This is a genomic window from uncultured Corynebacterium sp. (assembly GCF_946998835.1).
Lineage (GTDB): Bacteria > Actinomycetota > Actinomycetes > Mycobacteriales > Mycobacteriaceae > Corynebacterium.
On sequence record NZ_CAMQAZ010000006.1, the window covers coordinates 46248 to 71096 of the forward strand.

Genomic DNA, 24849 nt, shown 5'->3' on the forward strand with positions numbered 1-24849 from the left:
TCCCGCTCTTCTCCTTTACAAGTGTTGCGGTCCCCGAGAAGCTGCATTTTCGGGGTCGCTATTAGTCGTATGTGGGGGAGGTGACCTACGTGTTTTCCACGCGGGTGATGTGCCCGCCACCGGCGTTGGTCGCCGCGATTCGGGCTTCTGTTTCGGACAAGTAAATCCGTTCGCTGCCGTCGTCGAAAGTGACTTTGTACTGTGCGGGGCGGTAGGAACCCCCGCATGCGCCACATGACATTTATGCCTCCATGCCTTTTATGTTCTTGATTCGTTCGACCCTGAACTCTGCCCAATGGTCAATGAGGTCACCGTCAGGGCTGGTGACTGTCACCACCGGCAGGGCCGTGTACCCGAGACCCCGGATGTGTTTCATGTGTTCTGGGTGCTCGGCAAGGTCGATGTATTGGAATGGTGTGTTCTGCTTGGCGAGGACGCGGCGGGTAGCTCGGCAGGACTGGCAGCCGGGTTTGCCGTAGACGGTAATCACTGCTGGTTCACCTGACTTGCGAGCACCTTGGCGGCTAGGGCCGCGGCGTTGTTCTCCCGGCTGCGGGCCGCGAAGTGGTTATTGACTGCGCGCTCCACCATGCCTTCGATGGTTTCCTGGCAGTGATGTCGACCCATGACACCGGAGGCGACGAGCGCGCTCATGGTTTCCGGGGTGGTTGAGTAGGAGCGTGGCACAGGAAACCCGGGGGTGTTTACTGACAGTGCGGCGACAAGTTCGAGGTTGCCGCCGACGTTGCGCCAGTCGCCGGAAAGCGGGGCCGATGCGCCTGCGGTAATGGCGGTGGAGTCCGCGTCAGGATTGACGACGCCTGCCACCCAAATGCCGTGTTCGTCTTCCCCGGCCTTCACGAATGCCCATGTGGTGCCCACGGTGTCGTAGTGGTCGGCGGCAGCGCGCATCCCCATCCGTGTGTCTGCGTGGCCACAGCCGACAGTTAAGCGCCCAACTGATATTGGCCCCTCGTCGGTGTGCAGGGTGGAGACGTGAAAAAGAGCGTAGTTGGTGTTGGAGTGCGGCGGTGTCACACCACGGCCAACGCCGATGTGCTCGGTCCCCCATAGCGCGAGGTGGCCGTAGACACGGCCGTCTGGTTCGACGGTCAGCGCAGTGGGGCCAGTGAATTGTGGGTTCTTAAAACACTCAATGCTGGGCATGGGGTCCTCACTCATTACAGAGGCGACAAGGGCGGTGTCCTCATCGGTTGGTTGCTGATTTTCCTCCGGATCGCCCAAGGTGATGCTGGTTCCCTCGAATGCTGGGGTGGACACGAGCGTCGCACCGGCAAGGGCGCCGGATGTGATGGTGGCGATAATGCGACCGGCGTCCGGGGTGGTCTCCCAGTCTTCTTCGCTGGTTTGGTTTCCGTCTGCGTCGTAAAAGTCCCATCGCAGTTCCACGTCCACAAGGTCCACGGAGGGGCGAATGACCTCGTCGTCGAGGAGTGCTTGTGCCTCCATTGCTTCTGGGGTGTCGAAGATGATGCCGGTGGCTCGGACCGCGTCGTCGCTGATGTCAACGGCGTCAATCTTTCCGATGATGACGCTGGTGTCGTGCCCGCCGGTGGTGGTCTTTTGCCACATCAGTGGTAGTGGGAGTTCGCGGTGTGTGATGGTGGCATCAGGTGCGATAGAGCGGTCATCGCCGGTTCGCTGCCCGATGGGGGCGAGGATTCCTGACCAGGTTCGTCGCATGGGTCGTGTCCCTTCCAGTGCTGCAGTAATCGTGGGTTCATCGTCACGCGCACGGGTGACTCCCTGCTTGGCGCGACGCGCGACTTCCTCGGCTGGTGAGTGGATAGTCCCGTCGGCGCGTTCCCGTTCGGTTTGCCTATCGGCTTCCCCTGGGAGCGGTTCGTCCTCACCGAGGATCATCAGTGAGCAGCGGCAGTTGATGCACTCGTGGGCTGGGAGGTTCTGGTCGCCGGGGTGTTCTGCTTCCCACCCGCCGACGGGAAACTTCCCATCGAGTGGTAGACGCATGCCGTCGAGAGCGAAATGAGAGTCGCGGGTGCGGCTGTCCATGGTTGCTACCCAGGCTTTATGGAGAGTTTCGCCGGTGATGGCTTGCTCTTCTTTCGCTGCCTGCAGCGTTCCGAGGTTCATGGCGTTGTTGGTTTCGGTGCGGCCGATGCGGTTCGCGCGAATCATCCACTGCTCGTAGCCGCCTTCGTCGTCCATGTTGAGGTATGCGCGGACGATGCGGGCGCGTTCGAAGAGGGACAGGTCCCCGTCGACGGTGGCCTGCATGAGGCTTGTGATCAGGTCGCGGTACACGCTTTCTGGCATGCCAACGACTTTGTTCACCGCGTTGCGGGTGTAGATACTGATCGCGTCTTGCCATGTTGGGAGTGTGAGGACAGCTTCGGCTGTGGTGGCTATATCGGCTGGCAGTTTCATCGCGGCCAGGGCTGCTTTGGTGTCGGTGAGGATTTCCTGCAGGGATTCCAGCATCTCCACATCGTGGGGGGTCAGTGTCACGCCCCGGACGGCTAGCGTTGCTGCTTCCGATGCCGCAGCTGCTGCCGCTACTGCTGGTGATGCTTCTTTCTCCCAAATGTCGAGCCATTCCATTGTGGCGGCGAGGATTGCTTCAAGGTTGATGGTGACGTTGTCGTCCCCGGCGGCGGTGACGGTGGGGAACACCTGGGGGGTGATGGTGCCCACCCAGGTGCGTATGGCGCGTTCAGTTGCTGCGGTTAGTCCTCGCTCGATGGCGTCAAACAATTCGCTGGGGTTCATCGTGTGCCGTCCTGTGTTGGCTGTGTTTGTGGTGCTGGCCTGTCCTCGGTGCCCGGCGCGGATTGTTGCGCCGTGTTGGCAAGCGGCTGGGTGAGGTCGGCGTTGATTCCGATGACGTTGGCGAGCATGGGGAAGAGGCTGGGGGCCTTGGTGACGAGTTGGATTGCTAGTGCCCGGTCGAAGTCTGGGTCTTGGTCGGCTGCGTCGAGTTCGTCGAACTGCAGTTCTCGGCGCAGGGCAATGGAGCTGATTGCTCCACGGTCGAAGGCATCGATGGCGTCTTTTTCGCGGTTGGATTTTGTTTTCAGCGGGGAGGAGTCGAACCATACGACGTAGTCCTCTGGATGTGGGTGTCCGCTTGCTTCGAGGAGTGGTCGGAGCACTGCGGTGGTGAGCGCGTCGCAGATGAGGGTCATCAGTGGCTCAATATGTGCCTTGATGCCGGACTCGTCGATGGCCCATGCTGACCAGTGGTTGGTGGAGCCGATGCCGGTGAGGACTTCGGCGGGGACATCGAGGGCCATGGCGAGGCGTCGGATTGCGCGGTCTCGGGTTTCCAGGTTGGTTTGGGTGACGTCGGAGTCGAGTTTGATGTGTCGGATTTTGTCGAGTGCGTCCGCCGGGGCTTTGATGACGATGGGCACCATGGATGCGGCGCTGGTGGGGTCGGCGATGGCGGTAGTCATCACCTGCTGTAGTTGCTGCATTATGTCGGCAGCGGTGACTGGTTGGTCGATGGTGACGGGTTCTTGGGGGAGTCCGGGGGCATCTGGGTTGGCGCGGGGTGGGGTGGCGACGGGCATGCTGATTTCTTGGGGGACCAGGAGGAGGCCGTTTCCTGCTAGTCGTGATTTGCCTGCGCCGTCGATGGCCGCGGTGGTGCGTTCGATTTCAGCGAGGATTGGTAGGGCGCTGCGGGTGAGGCTGTAGGAGTCGCGCCCGTTTCGAGGGTGTGGGCGGTGGACGCGGAAGAGGACGTCTTGTGTGGGGTTGAAGGTGTGGTCGGTGCCGTCGTCGAGTTGGAGGGTGATGTTTGTTCCGCGGTCGTTGATTTCGTCGGCAGCGAGGACGTGCCATTCTTCGACAGTGGTGCTGGCGGTTTCACGGACAATCATGGCTATCCAGGCTTCGCCGGGGACTGTGAGTCCGGTGGCGATTCGGCGGAGCATGGTGGCTTGTCCTGCGGGGCCGCCTGCGATGTCGGTGACGATTTGAGCGACGTGGGGGTCGTCGCATTCCATGGTGGGTTGTCCCGTGTCTGGGTTGATGCTGGAAGGGATGATGCGGACGCGAGATAGCGATGCGCCAATCCATTCGCAGACGTAGCCGAGTTCGCCGATGGCGTCGTAGTAGTGCCAGGCGCGGCGGGTCCAGTCGTTGTGGCCGGTGTGTTTTTTGATTTGGTTGTGGGTGCCGGTGATGGTGAGTTTTGTGGCTGCGGCGGTGAGGGTGGGGGCTGCGATTTCTGTGGGGCGTTGTGTGATGCGCATTTAGTGGTCCTCGAGGTTGGTGAGGGTGTATCCGGTGATGTAGGCCAGTGCTGACCATGCGGCGATGAAGCCGATGACGGTTGGTAGTCCGGTGAGAGCGGCGGCGTCAGTGAATGCCCAGAGGGTTCCTGTGGCGGGGAGGGCTACCCAGTAGCCGGTGCACCATGGGCAGTGCATGAGGAAGGTGAACCAGCCGGTTTCGCCGTTGCGTTGTGTGACCCATGTGCGGAGTGGTTCGCCTATTTTGTCGGTGGTGATGAGGCGAGTGATGCGGATGGTGGCGAGGGCGGTGATGATGGTGGCGATGAGTGTTGTCATGGCCACCATGGTGCGTGTGGTGGGTGACGTTTTGACGATTTGCCAATACATACTACAGTATGTATAATGGGTTATAGAAAGGAGGTGATGTTATGGACTGGATAGCAATCGTGATCACAATCCTCATCGGATGGCACGAAGCAAATAGGACCCTAGAGCTAATCCTCTATAGGCCAGAAAGGAAGAAAATAACGAAGAAAAAGTAAGAACCCCGCCCCGGATAGAGGGACTATCCGGGGAGGGGTTCCCTCCCCACCTTACCCCACAAAACGAAAGGAAAAACAATGAAGGACGTCATCTTCTACGGAATCATCGGCATAGCACTTCTGTCCCTCCATGCCAGCCCACTTGCGTGGACAATTTTCACAGTTGGCATCATCTACGCAGTCGCGCTTACCATCTACAAAAACCGGACTGACGTATGCTAGTCATCCTCGATACCGGCACTGGCGACCGATACTGGATTGGCCGCCAGTGCGCGGACCACATCGGAGTTCAACTGCGAACATGGCTTGCCTATGTCACTAGGGGCCAAGCTCCCGCACCGGTCAGGCATCTAGATTCCAGAACCGCGTTATGGCTAGAAAAAGATATTCTCGAATGGTCGCAAAACCGGCCACGCGCTAACCGATAGTCGATGCCCAAAACCCAGCGCCCGGCGCGGGAGAAACCGTATCGGTCGGCGTCGCAATCTGCGTGCGGCCTCCGACTAGCTGCATGCAGCGTTCAAAGCCATTGACGAGAGCGTCCATGCGGTCCGGGGAGTGCTGGCCTGGCAGCCACGACACGGCCTGGTTTTCCAGCTCGGGTTGTGTGCCGACGATGCGGAGTCTGCCGGTTGATGCTGCCTGGCGGGTACCTGCGGCGCGGGCGACCTTGTCACCTTTTGCTCGCCACGGTTGGATACGAAACGGGGGGCTGTCCTGGTTGGGAACTGCCACCATGGATACTTCATTGAGAGCGCGGTAGCAGTCCGCGGGGCGCTGCGGGTCGTCAGCGTAGGCAATCGCGGCGTCCGCTACATCGCCATCGGACGCGCGAAGCAAAAGAGATTCCTTGCGCACGCGCTCCCAGGCGTTACTAATTACCCGCTCGTATGTCTGCCCCGTGGTAAAAGCTTCGAAAAGGATTTCCCCGGCGCGAAGCTCTAGCGCCAGGAGCACCGCCGCGCGCGCCCACTCGTCCGACTGCATCCGACCCGAGCGGTCATCTGTCACCCATGCGACGCTGTCGCTTGTGACGGATAGGCCGATTATTCCAGCTTCGTCGCGTCGCCCGGTTTCTGCTGGGTCGATGCTGACTATGGTGGCCGCCACTCCACTGTTAGGCAGTGATGGGGCGCGGTGGCGTGCGAACCATTCAGCTGAGAAAAGGCCACCGCCGGCAGGTGTTGGTCGGCCGAGATACAGCGCTGACCACACTCGCTCACCAACGTCATCACGGATACGCTCAAAATCCTCCACGGTTCTCCCGCGCGCTGACTCCATCGCCACACCAGGGGCGCGCCCCAGCGCGTCCGGCACCCCAGGCGTGGCTATCGCCGGGATATTCACCACACGCCACGTATCCGCACCCTTCGCCTGGTCCTGCTTCACCAAATGCCCCACAAGGTCATCTTCATGCCAGCGGGTCATGATGATAATTACCGGTGCGCCGGGGGCGAGTCGGGTTTGTGCCACGGATTCCCACCATGTGATGACCTTCTGGCGCTCGATGACACTGTCGGCCTCCAGCATGCCCTTGACTGGGTCGTCAATGATGAGCACGTCTGCTCGTTCACCGGTCAGTGAGCCGCCGACGCCGACGGCGTACATTCCTCCTCTATGGCCGCGGATTGACCATGATGATGCGGAAGCGTTGTCTTCTGCCAGGGAGATTCCCAGGCGGTCGGGCAGTGGGGCTCCTGTCAGGCTGTCGCGTGCGCCGGTGCCGTATTCGCGGATGATATTGCGGGCGGCGCGAGCTGTGTTTCTTGCGAGGTTGACGCTGTAGGAGGCTAGGACGATGCGCCGGTCGGGGTTTTCGATGAGGGCGTGGAGGACGCCCCAGATGCCGACGCGGGTGGTCTTGCCCTCCTGGGGGCTGATGCTAATCGCTAGGCGCGCGTCTGGTGTGGTGAGCGCCCATCTGAGTTGATGGTCGATTAGTTTTAGGGCTGGGGTTTGGATTGTTTTTGGGTCGATTGCTTGGGCTAGGTCGCCTGGGGTGGGGTAGTCGTGGGTGACGCTTTGGCGTGTTGTTTCTGCTTGGATGCGTTGGGTGAGGGCGTGTTTTTGGGCGGGGGTCCATCCTGTGGTGTGTTGGTTGATGAGGTGGGTGAGGTGGTTGGTTGTCATGTGTTTGCTTGGATGGTTTCGTGTATGAATGTTTTTGTGAGTGTGAGGGCGTGGCTTGCAGAGATATTGTTATCGCGTAGTTCGTGATAGAACGCGGCGATGGTGCTGGCGTAGCTCTTTATTGCGGCGTTGTCTTGGTCTTGCTGGGTGAAGCCGTGGTTTTCGAGGAAGTCTGGCATGGTGGGGTTTTCTTTTGTGGGGGAATAAGTAAAGCCCAGACTATGCCTGTGTGGTGGCAGTCTGGGCTGTGCGCGCTGGTTCACGAGCGGTGTCCGGATGCGTGCGGCATCTAAACGGTGAACCGTGGTTTATTTTAGCAGTTATTTCCCGTATCGCCAGGCGATGATTTCACTGAGGCCTCCTTGTTGTCCTGATACCACACCCGGTGGTGTTCCCCGCTGGTTGGGTGCCATGGCCTGGTGTCTTCGTGTGTGATGGCGAGTTGCCCGTTAGCGTTCGACCACTGGGTTTTATCGTGGTCGGGTGTGCCGTCGGGGTTCATGCGGTGTGGCCGGGTGCGCACCCAGGTGTCACCGCGACGGACGTATTCGGGGTGTGTGTTCCCGAATGTGTCCATGAGCGTTGTGGCGTCACCGCAGACTCGGACGGGCGGGTGTTCGGCGGTGACGCCGGTGAGGTCGTTGATGGTGCAAGTGTGCAGCCACGCGGTCAATGTTTCTCCTATCGTGCTTCGCATACCCAGTCAGTGCGGTCTCGCTTGGTGGCTGGGTCACTTGGCTTCTTTTCTTGCTTTTTCGATAGCGGAAAGGGCGTAGGTGAGTCCGACGCATTTTTGGGTGTAAATCGTCATTCCTACCTTGTCCCCGAGCGCATGTTCTCTGTCCCATTGGGACATCGCGTTATCCATGTGTTTTTGGGTGATGTCCTCGGCGCGGTTGAGTGCCCCTTGCCATTTCCGGCGGTTGTCCTGCTCTGCGGCGAGCGCTGCGCGTAGCCGGGTGTTTTCTTCTTCTAGAGCGCGTACCTGGTCAGACAGTCTCATTTGTTTTCTCCCATTCAACAGCGGATTTCAGTGCCGCAATGAGTGACGGAGCCTCACATGCGGGGATTGTGATGTGCTGGCCTGCGTCTGCCGAGTAGATAGTTATTTCGTCGTCTTTGTGGCCGGTCGCGTATCGCCGGTTCACGTTTTGCCATTTGTTTTCATCACCGAAGTCCCATTCGGCCCATGTGGTGCGGTGATATCCGGTGATGCTTTCTCGGTCTGGTTCGCGTCTCATTGTCCGTTCCCCCATCGGATAACGCGGCACGGGGGCATTGTGGTGGGATTTGCTTCGACGTTGTCGCCGGCCACCCACCACCGCCCCCCGTCATTGACGTATACGTCGCGGGGTTCCGTGGTGGCTTCGGCGATGGTGCCTTCTGGCGCGTCCTCGAAGTCCTCGGCAGTGCTGAGGGTCGCCGGGTCAAGGTCGAAGGATTCAGGGCGGTCGAAACGTGTCGCGCCGTCCGGGTAACTGCCGCTTCGGCAGGCGAACCGCACTTCTCCGTCACCGTCGGGCTCGCTGGAGATAATGATTCCACGCCCGTATTCCGGGTGTGTTGCCCAGCGCCCGAACAGTGACTCCGGCTCCGGCTCCGGCTGCTCTTGCTGTTTGAGCGATTCGAGTTCCGCCGAGAGCGCTTCGAGCACAGCTTCCGCGCTGTTGATGCGCTCCTCAAGATCAGCGATGTTGCTCATTGGGTTCTCCCCTCTTGTGGTCTATCCACGCGACTGTGTTGTCGTCGCCGTTGGCTAGGCAGTGGTTGCGGTATTCGTCGGCGATTTCCTCAAGGTTGGTGGTGTGCCCGCGTGCTGGCGTGCCGTCCGGGTTCCACGCCCGGGGTAGGTCATAGCGCAGGGTGAGGATTGCGGCGGGTGTAAAAGCGGTTTGCGTACCACCCCCGGCGCGTGGCCACATGATGCGGGCCTTGACCCCGCCGGTGCTGTGTGAGATGGCTCGGAGGATGCCGAGGGTGCCGTGTGGGTTTTCGACCCACATTCCGGTCAGGTTCTCCCACTGGTCTGGTGGGCACTGGTCGAGTGTGGTCATTGCATGTCCTTGGCGTGTTGGATGAGGGCTGTGGCGAGGGCTTCGAGGTCACATGCGCGGGGTTCGGTGTATGGGAGCCATGCGGTGCCGAGGTCGCCCGCGTCGAATTCGATGCCGTCATCGTCCGGGAGCTCAATCACGGTCATAGTCGTTCCTTTCGTCCTTCATGAATGCAATCCAATGGGTCTTGCTGGCACGCCCCGATCGGTGCCCATACAGGGGCTTGGCGTCGGTCAGTGCCAGCACCTCGCTGACGGGGATCTGGTACTCGTTCCACTTGAAGATCAGCGTCCCGCCGGGGCGGAGCACGCGGAAACACTCGGAGAACCCGGCGGCGAGGTCATCGCGCCACGTCGGAAAAAGTGCGCCGTACTTCACGCGGGTCCACGAGGTTTCGCCGAGGCGCTTGAGGTGCGGCGGGTCGAAGACGACGTGGGAGAACTGCTCGTCGGGGAACGGCAGGTTCCGGAAGTCGGCCTGGACGTCGGGGCGGACGGTGACGGTCCGACCGTCGCAGACCTCCGTGGACTCGACGCGTTCGTCGACGAACAGCGCGCGGGCGTCGTCCGGGTCGAACCACATCATGCGGGAGCCGCACGTCACGTCGAGGACGGGCGCGGTCACTGGTCTTCTCCTAGTGGTTGTGGTGCGGTGACAAATCGGCGGACGATGTTTGCGTCGTAACCGTCGCGCCGCCAAGCGTCTCTGTGTTCCCGTGCGGTTTCGTAGGAACTCCACCCCACGCCGACGAGTTCCCCGTTTGGTATCTGCACCGCGTACTCGGTGGTCATTCCGGCGATCATTGCGGCCATGCCCGGGGCGGCTGCCATGAGTTCCGCGTCCTTCCGCATGTCGCCCATCTCCCCGATGTAGTCAAGGTCTTCGAATGGAAACTCCCCTTCGTGGTAGTCGAACCTGCAAATGCTAGCGGGGGCGTGTTCGCCGACCCAATAGGTGACAGCGAGGGTAGAAACTTCGCTGTACTGCTGTTCATAGCCAGATGTGCCGCCTTCCTGGCATTCGTGATTAGCCTCCCGCGGGCCGGGTGTGGTGCCTTCGAGTAGTTTCCTGGCTTGTTCTGGTGTCATTGGTGTTCTCCTAGTCGTCGTGTTCTTCTGGGGTTTCCCAGGGGCCGCAGCAGTTCTGTGACCATCGGTTGCAGGTGAGACATGGCCAATCGTCATTGATGGCTTTTTTGATGGCGTCGACTGCGGCCTGGCTTTTTTGCTTCATGTCGGAGCAGTAGATGACGGGGGCTGATTCTTTCTTGTAGCCGTTGGCAGCGAGCTTGGCACCAATTTTTTCCCACCTAGCGGCATCGGCTTCCATGGTCTCGACGACATGGTCCGCGGTCTCGATGTTGAGAGGGACTGTAATGGGGCTCATTTTGAGTTCTCCTTTTTATGAGGTGCCTATAGTGCACTATTCAGTGTGATGGGTGTACGTGGGTGCGCCGCTAGAAGGGCGGCTCGTCGCTCTTAGTTGCTGCAGGCGAGGCTGCATTCCATGGGTCGGAGGATTCCTGGCGTGGCGCTGTTTTACGCGCCCAGCGATATGAAGGGCCAATGTCGTCGACGAGCAGTTCGATGGTGTATCGCTTTTCGCCGGTCTTGGTTTCGTACTGGCGCTGCTTTAATGCACCGTGGGCGATTACCCGGTCACCTTTGCGGAGCTTATCTTCGACTTCCTCTGCCTGCTCACGCCATACAGTGCACGGCAGGAAAATGGTGTCTCCGTCTTCCCAGCGTCCGTCGCGGTAGACGCGCTCGGCTTGCGCGATGCGGAAGTTTGCCACTGGGGTGCCGTTTTTGGTGTAGCTGAGTTCCGGGTCGCCGACTAGGTTGCCGATAATTGTTGTTTTGAGTTCTCCAGCCATGGGTGTTGTCCTTTTTCTCTAGAGTCGTGGTTTTTGCCGTGCTCTACAGCAGGGCGCAGATAGTAATCAGCATGAGGATTGCGCCACAGAAGATTGCATATGTACCGCATCCGAGCACTGGGGCATCGTCCGGGATGTGATTCGGGTCGGTCATCTACTTGCCTCCGCTAATCATCAGCGCAATGTCATGGGCCTGCGTGGCCATGCCCATTGACACTGCGGACACGATGATTGCTGCGGCTGAGATGGCCGAGGTGATGCGAGCTTCGGTGGCGCTGATCGCTGGCGGGCCCGCCGGGCGGGATGCCCTGCGTCGAGGGTTGCGCTTGACCGGCTTCTTGTGTGGTGGGATGTAGCGCGGTTCGCGGTTTCGTGGGCGCGGCTTGGCGTCGATAACTCCGACGGCGTAGGCGAGATCAAGAGCGTCATGGGGGAGTCGGTTAGACATTGTTGAATTCCTTAGTGGTCAAGTGTGTGCGGGGATTGGCGATGATGGCCTTGATGACGGTTGAGGAAATGCCGGCGGTTTCAGCAACTGCGATGGCTTCCCGAAGTTTTGCTTGAGCCTTGAGCGCGATATCGGCCCTTTCTCTGATGGTGAGGGGCTTGGTGTCAGTGTCGGGGATTTCTCCTCGGATGATGGCCATCCAGTGGGTGGAGAGTTCGTCGTCGAGTCGGATTAGGGCGTCGGTGTGGTCTGCGGAGGCTTTCCATAGGTTCGAGATAGCTGCTTGTGGGGTGCTCATGGTCTTGTGGTTTTCTATTCGGTTTCTTCCGCGATGATGGTGACCGTGATGGTGTTTACTGGCTCGCCTTCGTTGTAGACGTCGGTGATGTGTCCTGAGATAGTGATTTCAACGTAGCCGTCGTTTTCTGTCTCGCTGGATACTTCGAAGTCGTGGTGGGAGCCTTCGGCTTCGTTCCAGAATTCGATGGCATCGTCGATTACTTCTTGGAGGGTGTGTCCGTTGGTGTCGAAGCTGAGGCTGTAGTCGATGCCGTTGATGTCGTATCCGGCATGAATTTTGTGCGTATCGGCGCTGATTGTGGTGTAGGTGTTCATGTTGCCCTTTCTTTTAGTGTTCTATAGGTGACTATCTGGTTCCTCGTTTGCATGGCTCCAATAATCCCTAAAGAAGACTATAGGGCACTATAGTGCACTATGTCAATTCTTTTCCATCACCCTGTACGCAACCCGCAGTGCCTCCGCCTCACGAGCCTGAGCTTGCATGCGCGCCACCCGCTCAGCGGCGAATGCAATCATCACCTGCACCTCAATCCGTGCCCGAATTCTTTTCACGTGACGCCTCGTGCATCCCAGCATCGCGCCGATGATGTCCGATGAATACCCGCGCGCAGTCAAATCCGCGACCACCCACTGCGCCTCAACTCGCTCCAACCCCGATAAAACCCGACGCCCCGACAAAACCTCTTCCGTGAGCGCCGGGTCGGGCTCCCATCTCGCTTCGTAGTCAACCACTAGCTACCGCCATTAATCTCGGCTTGCGCATCCTGAAGGGCCTGCGCTCGGGCAAGCTCCATGATCTTCGCTGCCGTCCCGTCAAGGTCCACGTCCATCGTTGAGGCGACCTCTAGCTGCTGCGGCGCATCTAAACCGAGCAGCTTCGCGCGCCGGTCGATGATTTTCACGGACCGGTCGATCGCAGCTAGGTCGCCAGCCAGTGCCGCCGTCCAGCATGAACGCTGCAGGCGGTCGAGACGTGCAACTTCGATTGAGCGCAGCTGGCTGCGCTCCTCAGCACAAATGTCACTCAATGCGCTTCGGATGCGCATTCGTGCTGCGCTTGTTCCGCAGCCCATTGCTTCGCCAATCTCGGCGTATGTCGCTCCGGCAAGGCGCAGCTGCAACGCCTTTTTTCGCTCCTCTTCGCGCTCCATCTGCTTACGCGTTTTTAACGGGTCGAAAACCATCTCAACCACCTATTCTTTTTCGCAAAAATCAATCTTCTGACCATCACGAACTGGCAACTCGCCAGTTAGATGCTGCCAACGACGGCAAATAACATCCACGTATCGTGGATCAAGTTCCACAAGGCGTGCCGCCCCCCCCAGTTTCTCTGCAGCAACAAGCGTCGACCCAGAACCTCCGAAGATATCCAAAACAATTCCGTGTTTAGGGAGGGAATTCCGCAGCATGGCAGTAATCAGCTCGATTGGCTTCATGGTCGGATGGTCACCATTTCTGGCGGGCTTATCAACTTCGAAAACAGTCGTCTGAGAATCGTCCCCAAACCACCTTTCACCGCCTCGTCCAAGGCGACCTTCGCCGTCGGGTGTGAACCCATACAGAATTGGCTCATGCCTGTAGTGGTAATCCGACCGGCCAAGCACCAGTGTCGGCTTTACCCAGACAAGATTCTGGCGAACAATCAGCCCTGCATCCCGCATTGACTGTTCAAAAGTTATTCTTTCTGTGTCGGCGTGCGCTATATAGACGGGTGCTCCATGTTTACTCGCCTCAACTAATGTCTGGAATGCATCGTGCAGTAATGCACTCAACCCCTTTGAGCCGTCATTTTGGATTGTTAGTGCATCTTTCGTTTTTCCCACGTAGCTAACGCCATAAGGTGGATCTGTCCAAATGCAGTCCGCGAGCCCATCGTAGACAAGTCTGTCTATTATCTGTTGTGAGTCAGTTGAGTCGCCACACAGGACGCGATGATGCCCGAGCTCGAAAACATCTCCAAGTCGTGAAATCGGAGGGGTTGACTCGTCAGGTGTCGCGTCGAAATCCTCCTCGACAAAGCTTTCCGAAGCGCTCATGGAATCGAGTTCTCCAGCCAACTCGGCTAGGTCGTCGTAGCCATAGCCAGTTCCATCAAGGTCATGGTCGATTGATTCTAGGAGGTCGAACAACGTTTGATTGTCATAGTCGCCGAGGTCAGCCGTGCGGTTATCTGCGAGAACAATGCGGTTCGCCCGGTCGTTATCAACATCCACGATCCAGCAGTCAACCTGCCGGTACTCTGCACTATCTGGGTTCTGCTCTGTCAACAATCGCATCGCCTTTAGCGTGTGATTCCCGGCGAGAACCTCCATCGGCCGATTCGTGTACGTGCCGCGATTGACTACGATTGGCTTATATAGCCCATTCGCAGCGATACTAGCTGCGATTTCTGTTACGTTTCCGCGCCGTGGGTTCTTGTGAAAGTTATTGAGTTTGTCGATACGGATTGTCTCTGGTGTTCCGATTCCAGCTGTCATTATGTCGTCCAATCTGTAGTGCTCTATAGGTAACTATAGGTTTTTATGGTGAAACGGCTTCGATGGATACTCGCAGGCGAGCGTCAGTTTCATTCAAAGGCTCCTTGTGGGGCGTAATCGTCGGCATCCATTCAGTGACAAACGGCGGGCAATCGTCCGGTACGACACCCGCATCGACCAAGCCGTCCACGACCGCTTTTTGCGTCGGCATGAGGTTCGACGGGTCGCGCCGTCGCCTATCTCTCGGCAGGTACTCCATGCGTACGACGATTCGCTCTAGCGGGGGTATCTTCGCTGACTTGGCTAGCAGGAATGCGTCGCGTCTTATTTGCCGCGTAATCCGCGCCTTCTGCGCCCAATGCAGACGTTGATTCGCCGATAATGGCGGCTTCGAATAGGGCAGTACCAGTGTCCATGTCGTCACAGGTAGTCCTCTCGTTCTGGCTTGCGTGGGTAGTGGTCGCCCTCCGCCTCTGCGATGGCGCAGTCTTGCTCCCACCGGCGCATAGCGCGACGGAACTCGCCCTCTGGCCCTGACTCCTCCGCTCGACGCTTCCGCGCCCATTTTGCGCCTTCTAGAATCAGCCCTGGGGTGGGGGTTCGCCCGAATGTGTCAGTAGCGAAGAACTCGAGGACTCCTGCTTCCAGCTCCTCCCAGGTGTATCCGCGTCCATCGAATACGAGGAACCATCCTGTTGCCATCATGTCGCTGGGGACAGGGAACCGTGGGTCGATGGTGTGGCACTGGCTGAGGATGCGGCGGACATGCGCTAGGTCCTCTGGAGTGATGCTTATGTGAGGCATGGTTTTTCCCCTCTCTCCGCCACGCTGTCGGCCTGTGGCGGTTCATGTGAGTAGATGACTATAGGTAACTCTTCTGTGGTGTGTGCGTGGCGTACAGGCGTGTTTGCGCCCCATGGGTCATATTCTCCATGGCTGTCGGTGATGTCCTGCGGCGCGTCGCCCCAGGCTTCTTCGTAGACACGGTCTCGTTCTCGCTCATCTTCGGCAAGGAACCGCAACGCGTTCGGGTGGCGTATGTCAGATCGGTGGTGCCACTGCGCGGCAGCCCGCTGGATCTGCGACTCGGTGAACCCCTCTGCCGCGAGTCGCGTAGCGACCGTGGCGAGGGTTGTGGATGATTCTTCTCGCGCGCGCTGCATGCTTTTCTTTTTAGGTTTATTTTTTATCTTTTCTTTTTGTGTGCAACCGTTGCACCCCAAGGTGGAAATAGTTGCACCCCTGGGCATGCAATCATTGCACCCCTGGGACTTGCTAGAGGTGGCCTCATTGCACCCCTGGGCCGAGTTATCCACAGCCTCAGACTCCGGAGAATCAACCGGGATTCGCCACACAACTGGACGCCGGTTCGCTGGGATCGCAGACGCATACGCCTGCTCTCCGCGAATCAATAGACCACGGGCCTCCAGCTTCTTGATCACTGTCGCAACCGTCCGCGCTGACACGCATGCGTGGCCCGCAATTGTCGCCTTCGACACCCACACGCTGTGGTCGGCATCCGGGTTCGCGCGCCAGCACAGAAACTGAAACACTGCTACCTCCGATGGCGTTTCCAGCAAATGCACACGCTCCTGCATCCACGCCATTGCCTCAAAGCTCACTCGTCTTCCTTCTTTTCCGTGTCTCTTGACCTGCGATGAAAACCAGCTTTGCGCGATTATGGGCTGCGTTTTTCCCATCCCGCAGGACAACGCCCGCTCGAATCACGCCGACGTCCTGGTATTCGATTGCGTCAAGGGCGCATTCTCGTTTTACCGGGCAGCCAGAGCACACGTGTGTCGCGTGGGTCTCAGCCAGCCGCGGAAAAAGTTTTCTGTTAGTGAACCGCTCGGCTGCGAGCCAATCAAGATCCCATTCCCGCGGGTCACAACCGACACACTGTGCTCGCTCTACCCATGTCACTGGTCGGCATCACCTTCAGGGCTGTCAGCATCAATGACCGGCGGCTCTGCGGCTTCACCGTCCTCGTGTGAGGGGTAGTCAATTGCAGAGGGAGACAAATCGACTCGGACGCTGTTATCGGCATTGATGCCCTGGGCGAATTCGGTTGCCTTCGGCATCCACTTAGATAGCTGTCGAATCACGGTTTTGTGCGCCATCGCTTCGAAGTGATCAGCCCATGGGCCGACTACCCGGCCGTCACGGGTTTTCGCCATCGCGTTACGATCGCGGTAGGACAGCATTTCCTGCTGATTCATCACGTAGAATGCATGGCCTCCGCCAATGAGCTTGACGACCGCGTAGTAAGCGATTGGGGCGCCCTTGTCGCCGAAGATTGTCGGCTTGTGGATTAAGTTGTCGGAGAGCCCGTAGTCCACGTCGAATGTGTCATTTTCGTAGACCGTGCGGGCGCTGATTGACTGAATGGACCCGGAGCGGTGGGCCAGCTCGATGAGGCCCTGGTAGCCGATGACTAGCTGAGCTTCCATTTGCCCGCTCTTGTAGTTCTTAAATGGCAGCAGCCATGCGTGCCCGAGAACTCCCGGGCGCAGTCCTAGCTGTGCGCAGGTCATCAGGGCGCCGAGAACGCTTTGGGGGCTGCAGTTTGCCAGCCCCGGAGTTTGCCGAAGAAGTGTCAGTGCGTCGCGCACAAGTTGTGCAGCTTCCGCGCCGCGTGGCATAGCCAGCTGGAACTGGTTCTCCATCATCTTGATCTGGTCCATCAGTGTTGGAGAGGACGCGCGTGCTGGGGCTTTGTTTTCCAGACGCTGTTCGAGATTTTTAGCCATGGTTAGAGTCCTTTCGATATCTGCGGGCGAATGCTCACAGTTTGAAATTGGGTGTATAGGTCGGCCTGTTCTTCCTTGAAGCGCTCAAGGTCAAAAGCCGGTTTTGTCGTCATGTACTGCTCCACCAAGTCTGGGTGCGCACCGCGCAACTTGGACAGGCTGAGCTGCCCGCGCTGGGCTCGAGCGAGCAGTCGCTTGCCGTCCATGAGCCGGTCATGCCCTTCCATGAGCATCCCGATGTGCGCGGCGGCTTTTGTTTTCCTGGCCTTTGCGTCTGCTTCTTCCTGTTTTGCGTTGAGCCATTCGATGAGCCATGGCTCTACTTCGCTGGCCGCGATTTCTTTGGCTCCGGGGTGGTGCGCCCATTCTCGGGTGAGGGATTCCATGGTTCGCACGTGTCCGTCGAGCGGTGGGGGAGTGTCCTTTTCGACGTGCTCCCAGAATGCGGCTTCGGCTTCGGTGATGATGTCGACGACGTTGGGGTTGATGTCGATTTCGTGGATTGACAGTTCATTGCCGCCAATCAGTCCGGTGACGATCGCTCGATGCATTCCCGTTACTGCGGCGCCGTGATGTACTTGGATTTCTGCGTGGTCTGGGATTTGCCCATTCCACTCGGCAGTTTTGCGCCAGTGGACATTTTTTGCTTCGAAGATGCGCCCATCGCTGGTGATGCCGTCTGGGTTGAAGTGCTGCCAGGGGCGCTCGGTGCTTGCTAGGGCCACATCGTCTTTGGTGATGCTGATGCCGAGCTTCTGTGCGGTCAGGTCACGGATAACCGGCTCCATTGCATGGCCCATGTCGCGCAGCTCTTGCTGCCGGTCGCTGACTGGCGGGTCGAGTGGCGCGCGTCCAGTTTTGATCTCCCACAGCGAGTAGGGGCTTTGGTAGGGGGATAGTCCCATGATCGTTGATGCATCCGAGGAGCCGATACCTGTGTTGCGTTGTAGCAGCCAGTCGTATTCGGTCTCGGTTTTGGGCAGTTGGGTGTATGTCATTAGTTGACCTCGTTTTCCATCCACTCTTCGAGTGCTGCGATGGTGTAGAAGATTGGCCGGCCGAGTCGGTAGTGCTTGGGGCCGACACCGTCTCGTCGCCAGCGCTGCAGCGTCGAGTGGGGAACGCCGATGAATTTGGCGGCGTCCTTCTCGTTAAGGCTCATGGGCTGGCTTTGGTCGGTCTGATGTGCGCGTCCGAGTTCTTCTCGGACGACATGGCGGATGTCCTCAAGGGTGATGGGTGCTGTCATTTTCCTCACTTTTCCTGATGCGGGACTTACGGAACCTAAACACAATAGGTGTCTATAGGTACCTATAGTACACTATGGGTAGTGGGGTTCAAATAATCCGCGTTGCAAAATAGTGTTAATTAGTTACCTATAGAGTCCAATAAGGCGCGGTAGTCGCTACTATCGAGGTATGGACAACACCCACAATCTTCCACGCCCAGAAGAGTCGGAGCTTATTGAACGCGCTAGAAAGAGAATCATCCCCACCGTCTCTATCACGGAGGCTGCCAAGCGCGTCGGTCTGTCTCGAAACCGCTACTCGGACCTAGAAAAAGGCTTTAGATGGCTAGCTGCGGGGGAAATCGTTGAAAATGTCGCGCCAGCAGAAACGCTGGCCCGCATCGCCTCGGGTCTCGACATCTCCCCAAAGGAGCTCATCGCCGTAGGTCGCGCTGACGCTGCCAAAATCCGCAAGGCTGAGATTGAGTTCTTGGAAGCGAATCAAAAAATCTACGATGACATCACGGACATTCCAACTAGCGACCTCCTGGAAGAAATTAGACGCCGCATCGACGGCGACGCGCCAGCTAGTGCCGTTCCCCTTGTTGCGAGGACCGTGGATCGGCGTGACTCGTCCACATTCGAACAATAACGCACCCTTGTTCGAATAAAGTGAAATGCCAATCGAAACCATGTGCTACAAATACGGTCATGGACAACACAATCATTGACACCCCGCTTCCGGACGGAATCGCCGGACTCACCGACGGAAAAACAGTCTGGCTCAATAGCAAACTCACACCCCAAGGCCGCCGCTGCACACTGGCCCACGAACTCGCCCACATCAAACGCGGCATCATCCCCAACCTCCCCGCATACCTCTACGCCCGCGAAGAAAAGAAAGTCGACGAAGAAGCCGCCCGAAACCTCGTACCACTCGAACAACTCGTCGATGCCATCATCTGGGAAGGCTGCGACACAAAACACGCAGCCCTTGCCGAAGTCCTCGACATCGACCGCGACACTCTCACAGCACGACTTACCACCGCATCACCAGCTGAAGCCGCCATCATCTGCCGTGCCCTCCTCGATCTCCCACAGGTGCCATGATGACTGGCCGACCACGAACCCCAATCGGAACCTGGGGCGACATCGCCGTCATCGACATCAAGGGGAGGAAAGAAGCCCGCGCCCGGTTCCGCTTCGCCGATGGCAAACTCCGCCTCGTCTCCGCGCGCGGCGCTACAACAAACAAAGCGAAAGCGGCGCTCCGCGAACGACTCGCGACACTCAGCGCATCCGTGACGGCAGAAAACGGCATCACACGAACCACCACTATTAGCGAACTCACCGAGTACTGGCTAGAGCGGAAAACCGGTGTCGAGCCACAAACCATTGACGATTACCGCCAAACGATAAATGCCAGCATCAACCCAGTAATAGGAGAAATACGGCTAGAAGAAATCACGCCGGGCCGGATATCCACTGTCCTCGAGGGCATGAAACCCAGCGTGCGAATCCGCGCCAGCTCGATACTCCACCAGTCATTCGCCGCAGCAGTCGCGCACGATGCCATCTCAACGAACCCTGTCGCTAGCCTTCCGAAACCACGGCCACAGCGGAAACCCGTCGAGGTCATCACCATTGCTCAACTCGTCCACCTTCGCAAAATTGTCGAAGAATGGGCAGCCGGGCGTATCGATGACGCGGGGAATCCGAAGAAACCGGACGCACGCAGTGAGGGCAGAGCACACGACCTCCTGCAGTTCTTCGACCTGCTTTTGGCTACAGGATGCCGAACAGGGGAGCTAGCGGCGGTGAGGTGGTGTGACGTAGATATGCTCGCGCCGGCTCCCACGATGCTCATTGCTGCGACGATGGTGCGCCGCTCCGGCGAAGGTCTTGTGCGTCAGGCGTATACCAAGACGAAGAACCAGCGTGTGCTTACCCTGCCACCGTATGCAGTGCAGATCCTGGCAGTAATGCAACGGCAGCAAATCCACGCCAGCCCACTGTCGCCTATCTTCCCTTCGTCGAAGGGGACTTTCCGCGAACCAACGAACATCAATAAGCAGTGGCGGAGGGCACGCCACGCGGCGGGAATGGATAGTGTTCAGTTCCGTACTCTGCGGCGCACCGTGGCGACCTTAATTGACCGTGAAATCGGCGATGAGGAAGCGGCGGCACAGCTGGGGCACTCGAGCGTGTCAATGACTCGGAAGCACTACATTGCGGCGCGGGCTGCGCAGGCGCCAGACCTGACATCAGTGCTAGAGAAATTTGCCTAGATATAGCGAAACGCGGCCAGTGGTTACGCCAGCCGCGTTTCTTGGACAAAATGAGCGGTACACCCAACCGCACTTGAGCTCGAAAGGGAACTCGCTTTTAAATATACGCTGGTTGTCAAACTGATGGATAAATGATGTTTTTCGACTTTCAGGTCGCTTACCCATCGTTTGAACTGTTGTATACGTGCAGCGTATGCGGTGTTTTTAGCGCCCCAGAGAGGAATCGAACCTCCGACACCGGCTTTAGTGCGCAGCTGGGCGTGTAATGCACTATAGGGGAATATAGTGTTATAAATAACCCGTAAATGCGCACCATATAACACTATATTACACTGCGTCACACTCCATAACACTAAAAAAGCGCTACAAAGTGATGGATAAATGATGTGCTCCACACACAAGGCATGTACTCACAACAGCTACCGCTCACTGTCATCCACTACCCCCGGAGGATTACGGGCCGTCGGAGCTAAATACGACGACCTCAATACCTGAGCCAACCCGTCTACATCTGGAGTCGGCGGCGAAGAATGACGATCAGACCTAGCCCACTCAACGAAATCCTTTAGCGCCTCTAACGCCTCACGGAGAGCCAACCGCAATGAGTGCGATCGGTCCTCCTCGGCAAGCAGCAAGGCCCGCGTTTCCTGCAAGGAACTTTCGACGTCCTCCAACCTCGATTCCAACTTGTCTATCCGCGCAGCCTGTCCCTTTATTAAATTCTCATTCAGAGTGACACGTGAATTTTCCTTAGTCCCCTTAAACGTCACCCAGCCAGTGATTGACGCAACAATAACGGCAGGGACAGCCACCAGAAGGGAATTGACGTCGATGTTCACAACTTCCTCCTACGGCTGGTGGCGGCCCGCAACCCACGCAGACACCATCGACGCCAGCGCAAGAAATAAATAGTTCTTCCCAGAAATCCAGCCGCGTGAGCCGTCCACTACAGAATCCATGAAGTAGCTCAGTGACCACATCGTCAATATCAATGTCACAGAAATGATTCCAGCAGCCCGCAACAAACCTCCGCAGCGGTTAACAGCCCTGTTCCCACTAGGGACGGCCGCTCCAACGAGCAGGAATACTGCTGCTACCATCCACGCGAATGCGAGGCTCTCAGCAGGCATGATTTCTTCAATCGGAGTCAGTGCGGAAATACTTTTCCCGACATACCCATAGGCGGTTACAGCCGAAAAAATACCCCACACGGCTGCAACTATGCGTGGCGTGAGAATCCGTTGAATCAACATGACCTCACCTTTCACGATTGCGAATCGTCTCGTAGCGCGGCATCAAGCGGCGTTCCTGTAGACGATGGGGTAGTAACAGGCGCAGGTGCGCGGTTAATGACTTCTCGCGTGTTCTTCTCAATCTCCTGCGTCAAGTCGGTGAGATACCGTGTGGCTTCTCGGATATTTGCGGCGTGGCCGGCGACGTCCTCAGCAGGCACCACGACAGGGGCGTTATCAGATGCTGGGCCAGTCTTAACCGTCGCGAGACCAGATGCAATGGCCGTTACGATTCCAGCGAGCTGGTCCAGGTAATGCCCCCATCCGTCGACTGTCTCTGCGTCAGACTTTCCTGTGACTACCAGGATGATGCCAGCGACGAAGCCGATAGCGTAGATGCTCCGCCGGATAAGCCATGCTTGGTTTGGGCTAATCATCGCTGCACTTCCTTGCGGTCGCGGGCAATCGCCTCGTTAACGACAGCGTCGTAGTCGATACCTTGCTTCTTCGCGATTTCCTTGAGGATGACGCGGAATTCCCAGAGGTATGCGTCGGTGAGTCTGATCATGTGTCCGACGGTGAGCCAGACCTTTGGGTTGATGATTGACTGGAGCTTTTCATTAAGCATTTCTCGTTCCTTCTCTGCCGGTGTTGGTGCTGGCGCAGGGGGAGTGGGCGTCACTGAGGTCATGCGCTCACGAGTTTTCGCGAGTACAACGTCCCACGGGAACCCGCCTGCTGTTTTCGGCACGCCAGTAGAACCGTCGTATCCGCCGGGGTCCCAGTGCGTGGAGCCGCCGTAGAATTTCGAACAGTCCCAATGCCCGCAAATACCGGTGACGCCGGACTGCGTCATCTGGGGTGGGGCGACGCGCTGCACCGCGATGTTATGGAACCGGCAGTAGTGGGCCAGAACGTCCGCGAGTTTTTGCAGCTGCTTTGCGCCCCAGGTCAGCCACTGTTGGCGGGTTTGGAACGCGGTGCCAGTCAGGCACACGTGGAAGGCCTGATCGTTGCCGATGCTGCCAACCGACCAGGTGCCGTACACGTCGTCGTTTTGGCGACAGGTGTCTCCGCTACGACCGATACCGACGTGGTAGGAGCCGCCGGAGATGTCACGGCGGCGGTTGTATTCAGCTAGTTGCTTTGCTGTCCAGGCGGTATCGCGGACTTGCCGGGTGGCGTAGTTGTAGCCGGACTCGTCGGTATGGATGACAATGAACCGGCGCTTGTGTCGGCTAATGCCGTTATCACGCCAGGTCAGCAAGTCGGTGTCGCACTTGAATTGCGCAGTTGGCTTTGGGGCGGGTTTCAGCGCGGGTGCTTCCGGTATCGCTACCGGGTCTGTAGTCGGTGCCCCGGCTGCTTGGTCTGGCCGTGGTGGATGCTGGCCCCAGTAGGTATGAAGCACCTGGTTAACGTCGACCTGTAGGCCTGTAGGTCCGGTAACGTTGTGCTTGGACTGTAGAAGAACCGCGTGCGGTGATACATGACCGTCGGACCAGCTGGTTGTCTGCCACTGCAGGAATTTTCCTTCGCCAGCAGACCCGATGACCCCGTCCTCGCGTGCCCAATCACAGACGCGACTGTGGCCGTAGATGCCGACGCGTTCCCGGCCTAGCACCTCACACGCGGCCTTGAAATAGTTGACCGCAACCGCGTTCCACTGCGCCAGTGTGATGTCGAAATCGACAGCGAAAAACACCGGGTATCCAGTGCGTTTAATCGCCTTGAGTTGCTTGTCGGCTGCTTTCGCGTCCTGCTTACCGCCCTTAAAACCACGCATACAGTCAGGGTTCGCTACACCCCCGTACTGCCACACAAACGCGGTGTCCAGCGCGTTCGCCTTGAAGTCCGCGACCTCATCAGCGGTGGCGGGTTTGCCCTTCATCCACTGCTCACGAGCTGGGGAAATATAGCGGATCGCACCAAGATGCCCAGCAGCACGAATCAACGCCGCGGGGATCGCCTGCGCTGAATAATCAAGAATCGTTGCCATGCTCCTGACACAACACGCCAGGGGTGACTATCTAGAGTATGATTCCCCAACCAACCTGCGACGATGTATTACCAGGCCGCGCCCCCCACCGCGCTGCTAACACCCCATCGGCAAGCGGTTGCGTATGCCACGCAACCGCGAGCACATCACCATTCATCGTGGCCCCATCACGGCCACCAACACCGATAGCCGTCGTCATATCAAAGTTCGGTCGCGCAGCAAACAATCCCGGTGAAATCGTGCCCGGGCGCGACAAAACACCATCCACCCACAGCGAAAAGGTGATGACGCCAAACCACCCGTACTCCGCACGGACAGCGATGTGATGCCATAGACCATCGTCCAACCGATTCGTCCCGTTGAGCGTCAGCCTGTAACCACCCTGTGCAGACGAGGCATAGAAACGCGGCGTCCCATCAGCAAGAACAGTCAACGACAGCTCGGTTTCACCATTGAGTCGCGACCACACCGGACGCGCACGGCCCCCCTTAGAGACACGTATCCAAGCCTCAACAGTGAAATCATCACCGGACAAGCTCGGCACCCCAGACACTGTCAGATAACCACTCGTCGAACGAACCGCGCGTTCAGTCCCCACAGCGACTGTCGTGACCATCCCAATGGAGGTAGCACTGCCACGAGTCGCATACGGGCCAGAATCATATGCCCCGACAAGCAGCGCCGCGGAACTCATCGCCTCGACCGTCATTTTATTTCTCCTCTAGGCGGAGCGAAACGAGAATCCCAGCGGCGTCAGTAGCCGCGACACGAAGAGCAATTGTGGACCCTGCGGCCTTCGCAAGACTTGTACGGAATGACTTTGACGCGCTACCCGCACTCAGCGTAAACGGCGTGCCGTCAATGGTGGCTTTCACCGGCAGGGAACCCGTCGACACTGCTGTGATATTGACCCGCGTAATCACCGAATCCACATCAACCATGACCAGAGGAGCTGAAATAGTGTCACTAGGAGCCTCCATGACCGTGAAGTCATGCGAAATCGCCACCGGTTTACGGTCCGCGGTTTTTGCATACGCATCCAGGATTGCCGTTAGCTCTTGTGCAGTGACGAGTGAAGAAATCGCGCCGATCGCCTGGAGGTCACTGATTGTCTGACGGATTTCCTGGGAGAGATCGATGGTCACATCGCGTTCAAGAGTGCCGCCTCCCGTCAACCCGTGGCCTGCGATTATCCTACGTGTCATGGGGATGTTCTCGTCGATTCCTTGCAAATCACGAAGCCGCTGGATCATCTCCAGAACAATCTCAGATTCACGATTATCTAATTCACCGGACATGAAA

General features: G+C 58.1%; 38 protein-coding genes. 4 read left to right on the forward strand and 34 right to left on the reverse strand.

Annotation, left to right across the window (positions count from 1 at the left end):
- Window positions 1-85: 85 nt before the first annotated feature.
- Genes Q0U90_RS03240 through Q0U90_RS03260 form a run of 5 tightly spaced genes read right to left on the reverse strand, consistent with a single transcriptional unit; the run spans window position 86 to window position 4559 of the window.
- The gene (locus Q0U90_RS03240; RefSeq protein WP_297451700.1) at window positions 86-241 is read right to left on the reverse strand and encodes a hypothetical protein; all 156 of its coding nucleotides are present in this window, start codon (window positions 239-241) and stop codon (window positions 86-88) included.
- On the reverse strand, window positions 242-490 hold the full coding sequence (locus Q0U90_RS03245; protein WP_297451703.1) for a glutaredoxin family protein: 249 nt from the start codon (window positions 488-490) through the stop codon (window positions 242-244). It lies immediately after the preceding gene.
- Complete coding sequence (locus Q0U90_RS03250) at window positions 487-2751, reverse strand: phage minor head protein (protein WP_297451706.1); 2265 nt, start codon at window positions 2749-2751, stop codon at window positions 487-489. Before Q0U90_RS03250 ends, Q0U90_RS03245 begins: the two co-directional genes overlap by 4 nt.
- Window positions 2748-4241, reverse strand: a complete 1494-nt coding sequence (locus Q0U90_RS03255) for a hypothetical protein (RefSeq protein ID WP_297451709.1) — start codon at window positions 4239-4241, stop codon at window positions 2748-2750. The genes Q0U90_RS03250 and Q0U90_RS03255 overlap by 4 nt, the downstream gene beginning before the upstream one ends.
- A complete protein-coding gene (locus tag Q0U90_RS03260) occupies window positions 4242-4559 on the reverse strand; it encodes a hypothetical protein (protein WP_297451712.1) in 318 nt (105 codons plus the stop codon).
- Between the two features lie 284 nt (window positions 4560-4843).
- On the opposite strand from Q0U90_RS03260, the gene Q0U90_RS03265 reads away from it, so the two are divergent.
- Window positions 4844-4987 carry a hypothetical protein gene (locus tag Q0U90_RS03265; RefSeq protein ID WP_297451715.1) on the forward strand — a complete coding sequence of 48 codons (144 nt, stop codon included), beginning with the start codon at window positions 4844-4846 and terminating at the stop codon, window positions 4985-4987.
- A gap of 195 nt (window positions 4988-5182) precedes the next feature.
- Here Q0U90_RS03265 and Q0U90_RS03270 read toward each other — a convergent pair whose 3' ends face one another.
- The 24 genes from Q0U90_RS03270 to Q0U90_RS03380 form a co-directional block, all read right to left on the reverse strand.
- Window positions 5183-6895 (reverse strand): terminase family protein, encoded by a 1713-nt coding sequence (locus Q0U90_RS03270; RefSeq protein WP_297451718.1) that lies wholly within the window; start codon window positions 6893-6895, stop codon window positions 5183-5185.
- Between the two features lie 313 nt (window positions 6896-7208).
- Window positions 7209-7568, reverse strand: coding sequence for a hypothetical protein (locus Q0U90_RS03275; RefSeq protein ID WP_297451721.1), 360 nt, complete (start codon window positions 7566-7568; stop codon window positions 7209-7211).
- A gap of 57 nt (window positions 7569-7625) precedes the next feature.
- Complete coding sequence (locus Q0U90_RS03280) at window positions 7626-7898, reverse strand: hypothetical protein (protein WP_297451724.1); 273 nt, start codon at window positions 7896-7898, stop codon at window positions 7626-7628.
- Entirely contained in the window at window positions 7885-8136 is a 252-nt protein-coding gene (locus Q0U90_RS03285; RefSeq protein ID WP_297451727.1) for a hypothetical protein, read from the reverse strand. Before Q0U90_RS03285 ends, Q0U90_RS03280 begins: the two co-directional genes overlap by 14 nt.
- Window positions 8133-8597, reverse strand: a complete 465-nt coding sequence (locus Q0U90_RS03290; RefSeq protein ID WP_297451730.1) for a hypothetical protein — start codon at window positions 8595-8597, stop codon at window positions 8133-8135. The genes Q0U90_RS03285 and Q0U90_RS03290 overlap by 4 nt, the downstream gene beginning before the upstream one ends.
- Entirely contained in the window at window positions 8581-8949 is a 369-nt protein-coding gene (locus tag Q0U90_RS03295; protein ID WP_297451733.1) for a hypothetical protein, read from the reverse strand. Before Q0U90_RS03295 ends, Q0U90_RS03290 begins: the two co-directional genes overlap by 17 nt.
- The gene (locus tag Q0U90_RS03300; protein WP_297451736.1) at window positions 8946-9095 is read right to left on the reverse strand and encodes a hypothetical protein; all 150 of its coding nucleotides are present in this window, start codon (window positions 9093-9095) and stop codon (window positions 8946-8948) included. Before Q0U90_RS03300 ends, Q0U90_RS03295 begins: the two co-directional genes overlap by 4 nt.
- Window positions 9082-9573: a class I SAM-dependent methyltransferase gene (locus tag Q0U90_RS03305; RefSeq protein ID WP_297451739.1), complete on the reverse strand. Its 492-nt coding sequence runs from the start codon at window positions 9571-9573 to the stop codon at window positions 9082-9084. The genes Q0U90_RS03300 and Q0U90_RS03305 overlap by 14 nt, the downstream gene beginning before the upstream one ends.
- Window positions 9570-10037 carry a hypothetical protein gene (locus tag Q0U90_RS03310; RefSeq protein WP_297451743.1) on the reverse strand — a complete coding sequence of 156 codons (468 nt, stop codon included), beginning with the start codon at window positions 10035-10037 and terminating at the stop codon, window positions 9570-9572. The genes Q0U90_RS03305 and Q0U90_RS03310 overlap by 4 nt, the downstream gene beginning before the upstream one ends.
- Before the next feature lie 10 nt (window positions 10038-10047).
- Window positions 10048-10335, reverse strand: coding sequence for a hypothetical protein (locus Q0U90_RS03315; RefSeq protein ID WP_297451746.1), 288 nt, complete (start codon window positions 10333-10335; stop codon window positions 10048-10050).
- Window positions 10336-10405: 70 nt separating this feature from the next.
- Window positions 10406-10825, reverse strand: coding sequence for a single-stranded DNA-binding protein (gene ssb / locus Q0U90_RS03320; protein WP_297451750.1), 420 nt, complete (start codon window positions 10823-10825; stop codon window positions 10406-10408).
- A gap of 154 nt (window positions 10826-10979) precedes the next feature.
- A complete protein-coding gene (locus Q0U90_RS03325) occupies window positions 10980-11273 on the reverse strand; it encodes a hypothetical protein (protein WP_297451752.1) in 294 nt (97 codons plus the stop codon).
- Window positions 11266-11571, reverse strand: a complete 306-nt coding sequence (locus tag Q0U90_RS03330) for a hypothetical protein (protein WP_297451754.1) — start codon at window positions 11569-11571, stop codon at window positions 11266-11268. The genes Q0U90_RS03325 and Q0U90_RS03330 overlap by 8 nt, the downstream gene beginning before the upstream one ends.
- Window positions 11572-11585: 14 nt before the next feature.
- The gene (locus Q0U90_RS03335; RefSeq protein WP_297451757.1) at window positions 11586-11888 is read right to left on the reverse strand and encodes a hypothetical protein; all 303 of its coding nucleotides are present in this window, start codon (window positions 11886-11888) and stop codon (window positions 11586-11588) included.
- A 102-nt stretch (window positions 11889-11990) separates the two neighbouring features.
- The gene (locus Q0U90_RS03340; RefSeq protein ID WP_297451760.1) at window positions 11991-12305 is read right to left on the reverse strand and encodes a hypothetical protein; all 315 of its coding nucleotides are present in this window, start codon (window positions 12303-12305) and stop codon (window positions 11991-11993) included.
- Window positions 12305-12766: a hypothetical protein gene (locus tag Q0U90_RS03345; protein WP_297451763.1), complete on the reverse strand. Its 462-nt coding sequence runs from the start codon at window positions 12764-12766 to the stop codon at window positions 12305-12307. The genes Q0U90_RS03340 and Q0U90_RS03345 overlap by 1 nt, the downstream gene beginning before the upstream one ends.
- Window positions 12767-14050, reverse strand: a complete 1284-nt coding sequence (locus Q0U90_RS03350) for a DNA methyltransferase (RefSeq protein ID WP_297451765.1) — start codon at window positions 14048-14050, stop codon at window positions 12767-12769. It lies immediately after the preceding gene.
- 43 nt (window positions 14051-14093) lie between these two features.
- Window positions 14094-14474 carry a hypothetical protein gene (locus Q0U90_RS03355; protein WP_297451768.1) on the reverse strand — a complete coding sequence of 127 codons (381 nt, stop codon included), beginning with the start codon at window positions 14472-14474 and terminating at the stop codon, window positions 14094-14096.
- The gene (locus Q0U90_RS03360) at window positions 14471-14854 is read right to left on the reverse strand and encodes a hypothetical protein (RefSeq protein WP_297451769.1); all 384 of its coding nucleotides are present in this window, start codon (window positions 14852-14854) and stop codon (window positions 14471-14473) included. The genes Q0U90_RS03355 and Q0U90_RS03360 overlap by 4 nt, the downstream gene beginning before the upstream one ends.
- Window positions 14842-15672 (reverse strand): helix-turn-helix domain-containing protein, encoded by an 831-nt coding sequence (locus Q0U90_RS03365; RefSeq protein WP_297451772.1) that lies wholly within the window; start codon window positions 15670-15672, stop codon window positions 14842-14844. Before Q0U90_RS03365 ends, Q0U90_RS03360 begins: the two co-directional genes overlap by 13 nt.
- Entirely contained in the window at window positions 15662-15973 is a 312-nt protein-coding gene (locus Q0U90_RS11605) for a WhiB family transcriptional regulator (RefSeq protein ID WP_366516620.1), read from the reverse strand. Before Q0U90_RS11605 ends, Q0U90_RS03365 begins: the two co-directional genes overlap by 11 nt.
- Window positions 15970-16800: a recombination protein RecT gene (gene recT, locus Q0U90_RS03370; RefSeq protein WP_297451776.1), complete on the reverse strand. Its 831-nt coding sequence runs from the start codon at window positions 16798-16800 to the stop codon at window positions 15970-15972. The genes Q0U90_RS11605 and recT overlap by 4 nt, the downstream gene beginning before the upstream one ends.
- Before the next feature lie 2 nt (window positions 16801-16802).
- Window positions 16803-17798, reverse strand: coding sequence for a lambda-exonuclease family protein (locus tag Q0U90_RS03375; protein WP_297451779.1), 996 nt, complete (start codon window positions 17796-17798; stop codon window positions 16803-16805).
- The gene (locus Q0U90_RS03380) at window positions 17798-18049 is read right to left on the reverse strand and encodes a helix-turn-helix domain-containing protein (protein ID WP_297451782.1); all 252 of its coding nucleotides are present in this window, start codon (window positions 18047-18049) and stop codon (window positions 17798-17800) included. Before Q0U90_RS03380 ends, Q0U90_RS03375 begins: the two co-directional genes overlap by 1 nt.
- A 169-nt stretch (window positions 18050-18218) precedes the next feature.
- Here Q0U90_RS03380 and Q0U90_RS03385 point away from each other — a divergent pair, with 169 nt between their 5' ends.
- From Q0U90_RS03385 to Q0U90_RS03395, 3 genes are read left to right on the forward strand one after another with little or no spacing between them, the layout of a single operon-like run.
- Window positions 18219-18680: a helix-turn-helix transcriptional regulator gene (locus tag Q0U90_RS03385; protein ID WP_297451785.1), complete on the forward strand. Its 462-nt coding sequence runs from the start codon at window positions 18219-18221 to the stop codon at window positions 18678-18680.
- A 59-nt stretch (window positions 18681-18739) separates the two neighbouring features.
- Entirely contained in the window at window positions 18740-19138 is a 399-nt protein-coding gene (locus Q0U90_RS03390) for an ImmA/IrrE family metallo-endopeptidase (protein ID WP_297451788.1), read from the forward strand.
- Window positions 19135-20316, forward strand: coding sequence for a tyrosine-type recombinase/integrase (locus Q0U90_RS03395; protein ID WP_297451791.1), 1182 nt, complete (start codon window positions 19135-19137; stop codon window positions 20314-20316). The genes Q0U90_RS03390 and Q0U90_RS03395 overlap by 4 nt, the downstream gene beginning before the upstream one ends.
- An 848-nt stretch (window positions 20317-21164) precedes the next feature.
- On the opposite strand, the gene Q0U90_RS03400 is transcribed toward Q0U90_RS03395, so the two are convergent.
- The 5 genes from Q0U90_RS03400 to Q0U90_RS03420 are packed head-to-tail and all read right to left on the reverse strand — an operon-like array spanning window position 21165 to window position 24845.
- Window positions 21165-21569 (reverse strand): hypothetical protein, encoded by a 405-nt coding sequence (locus Q0U90_RS03400; RefSeq protein WP_297451641.1) that lies wholly within the window; start codon window positions 21567-21569, stop codon window positions 21165-21167.
- Window positions 21570-21580: 11 nt separating this feature from the next.
- The gene (locus tag Q0U90_RS03405; RefSeq protein ID WP_297451643.1) at window positions 21581-21985 is read right to left on the reverse strand and encodes a hypothetical protein; all 405 of its coding nucleotides are present in this window, start codon (window positions 21983-21985) and stop codon (window positions 21581-21583) included.
- Window positions 21982-23547 (reverse strand): glycoside hydrolase domain-containing protein, encoded by a 1566-nt coding sequence (locus Q0U90_RS03410; RefSeq protein ID WP_297451644.1) that lies wholly within the window; start codon window positions 23545-23547, stop codon window positions 21982-21984. The genes Q0U90_RS03405 and Q0U90_RS03410 overlap by 4 nt, the downstream gene beginning before the upstream one ends.
- A 31-nt stretch (window positions 23548-23578) precedes the next feature.
- Entirely contained in the window at window positions 23579-24256 is a 678-nt protein-coding gene (locus tag Q0U90_RS03415; RefSeq protein WP_297451646.1) for a LamG domain-containing protein, read from the reverse strand.
- Between the two features lies 1 nt (window position 24257).
- Entirely contained in the window at window positions 24258-24845 is a 588-nt protein-coding gene (locus tag Q0U90_RS03420; protein WP_297451648.1) for a hypothetical protein, read from the reverse strand.
- Window positions 24846-24849 lie beyond the last annotated feature (4 nt).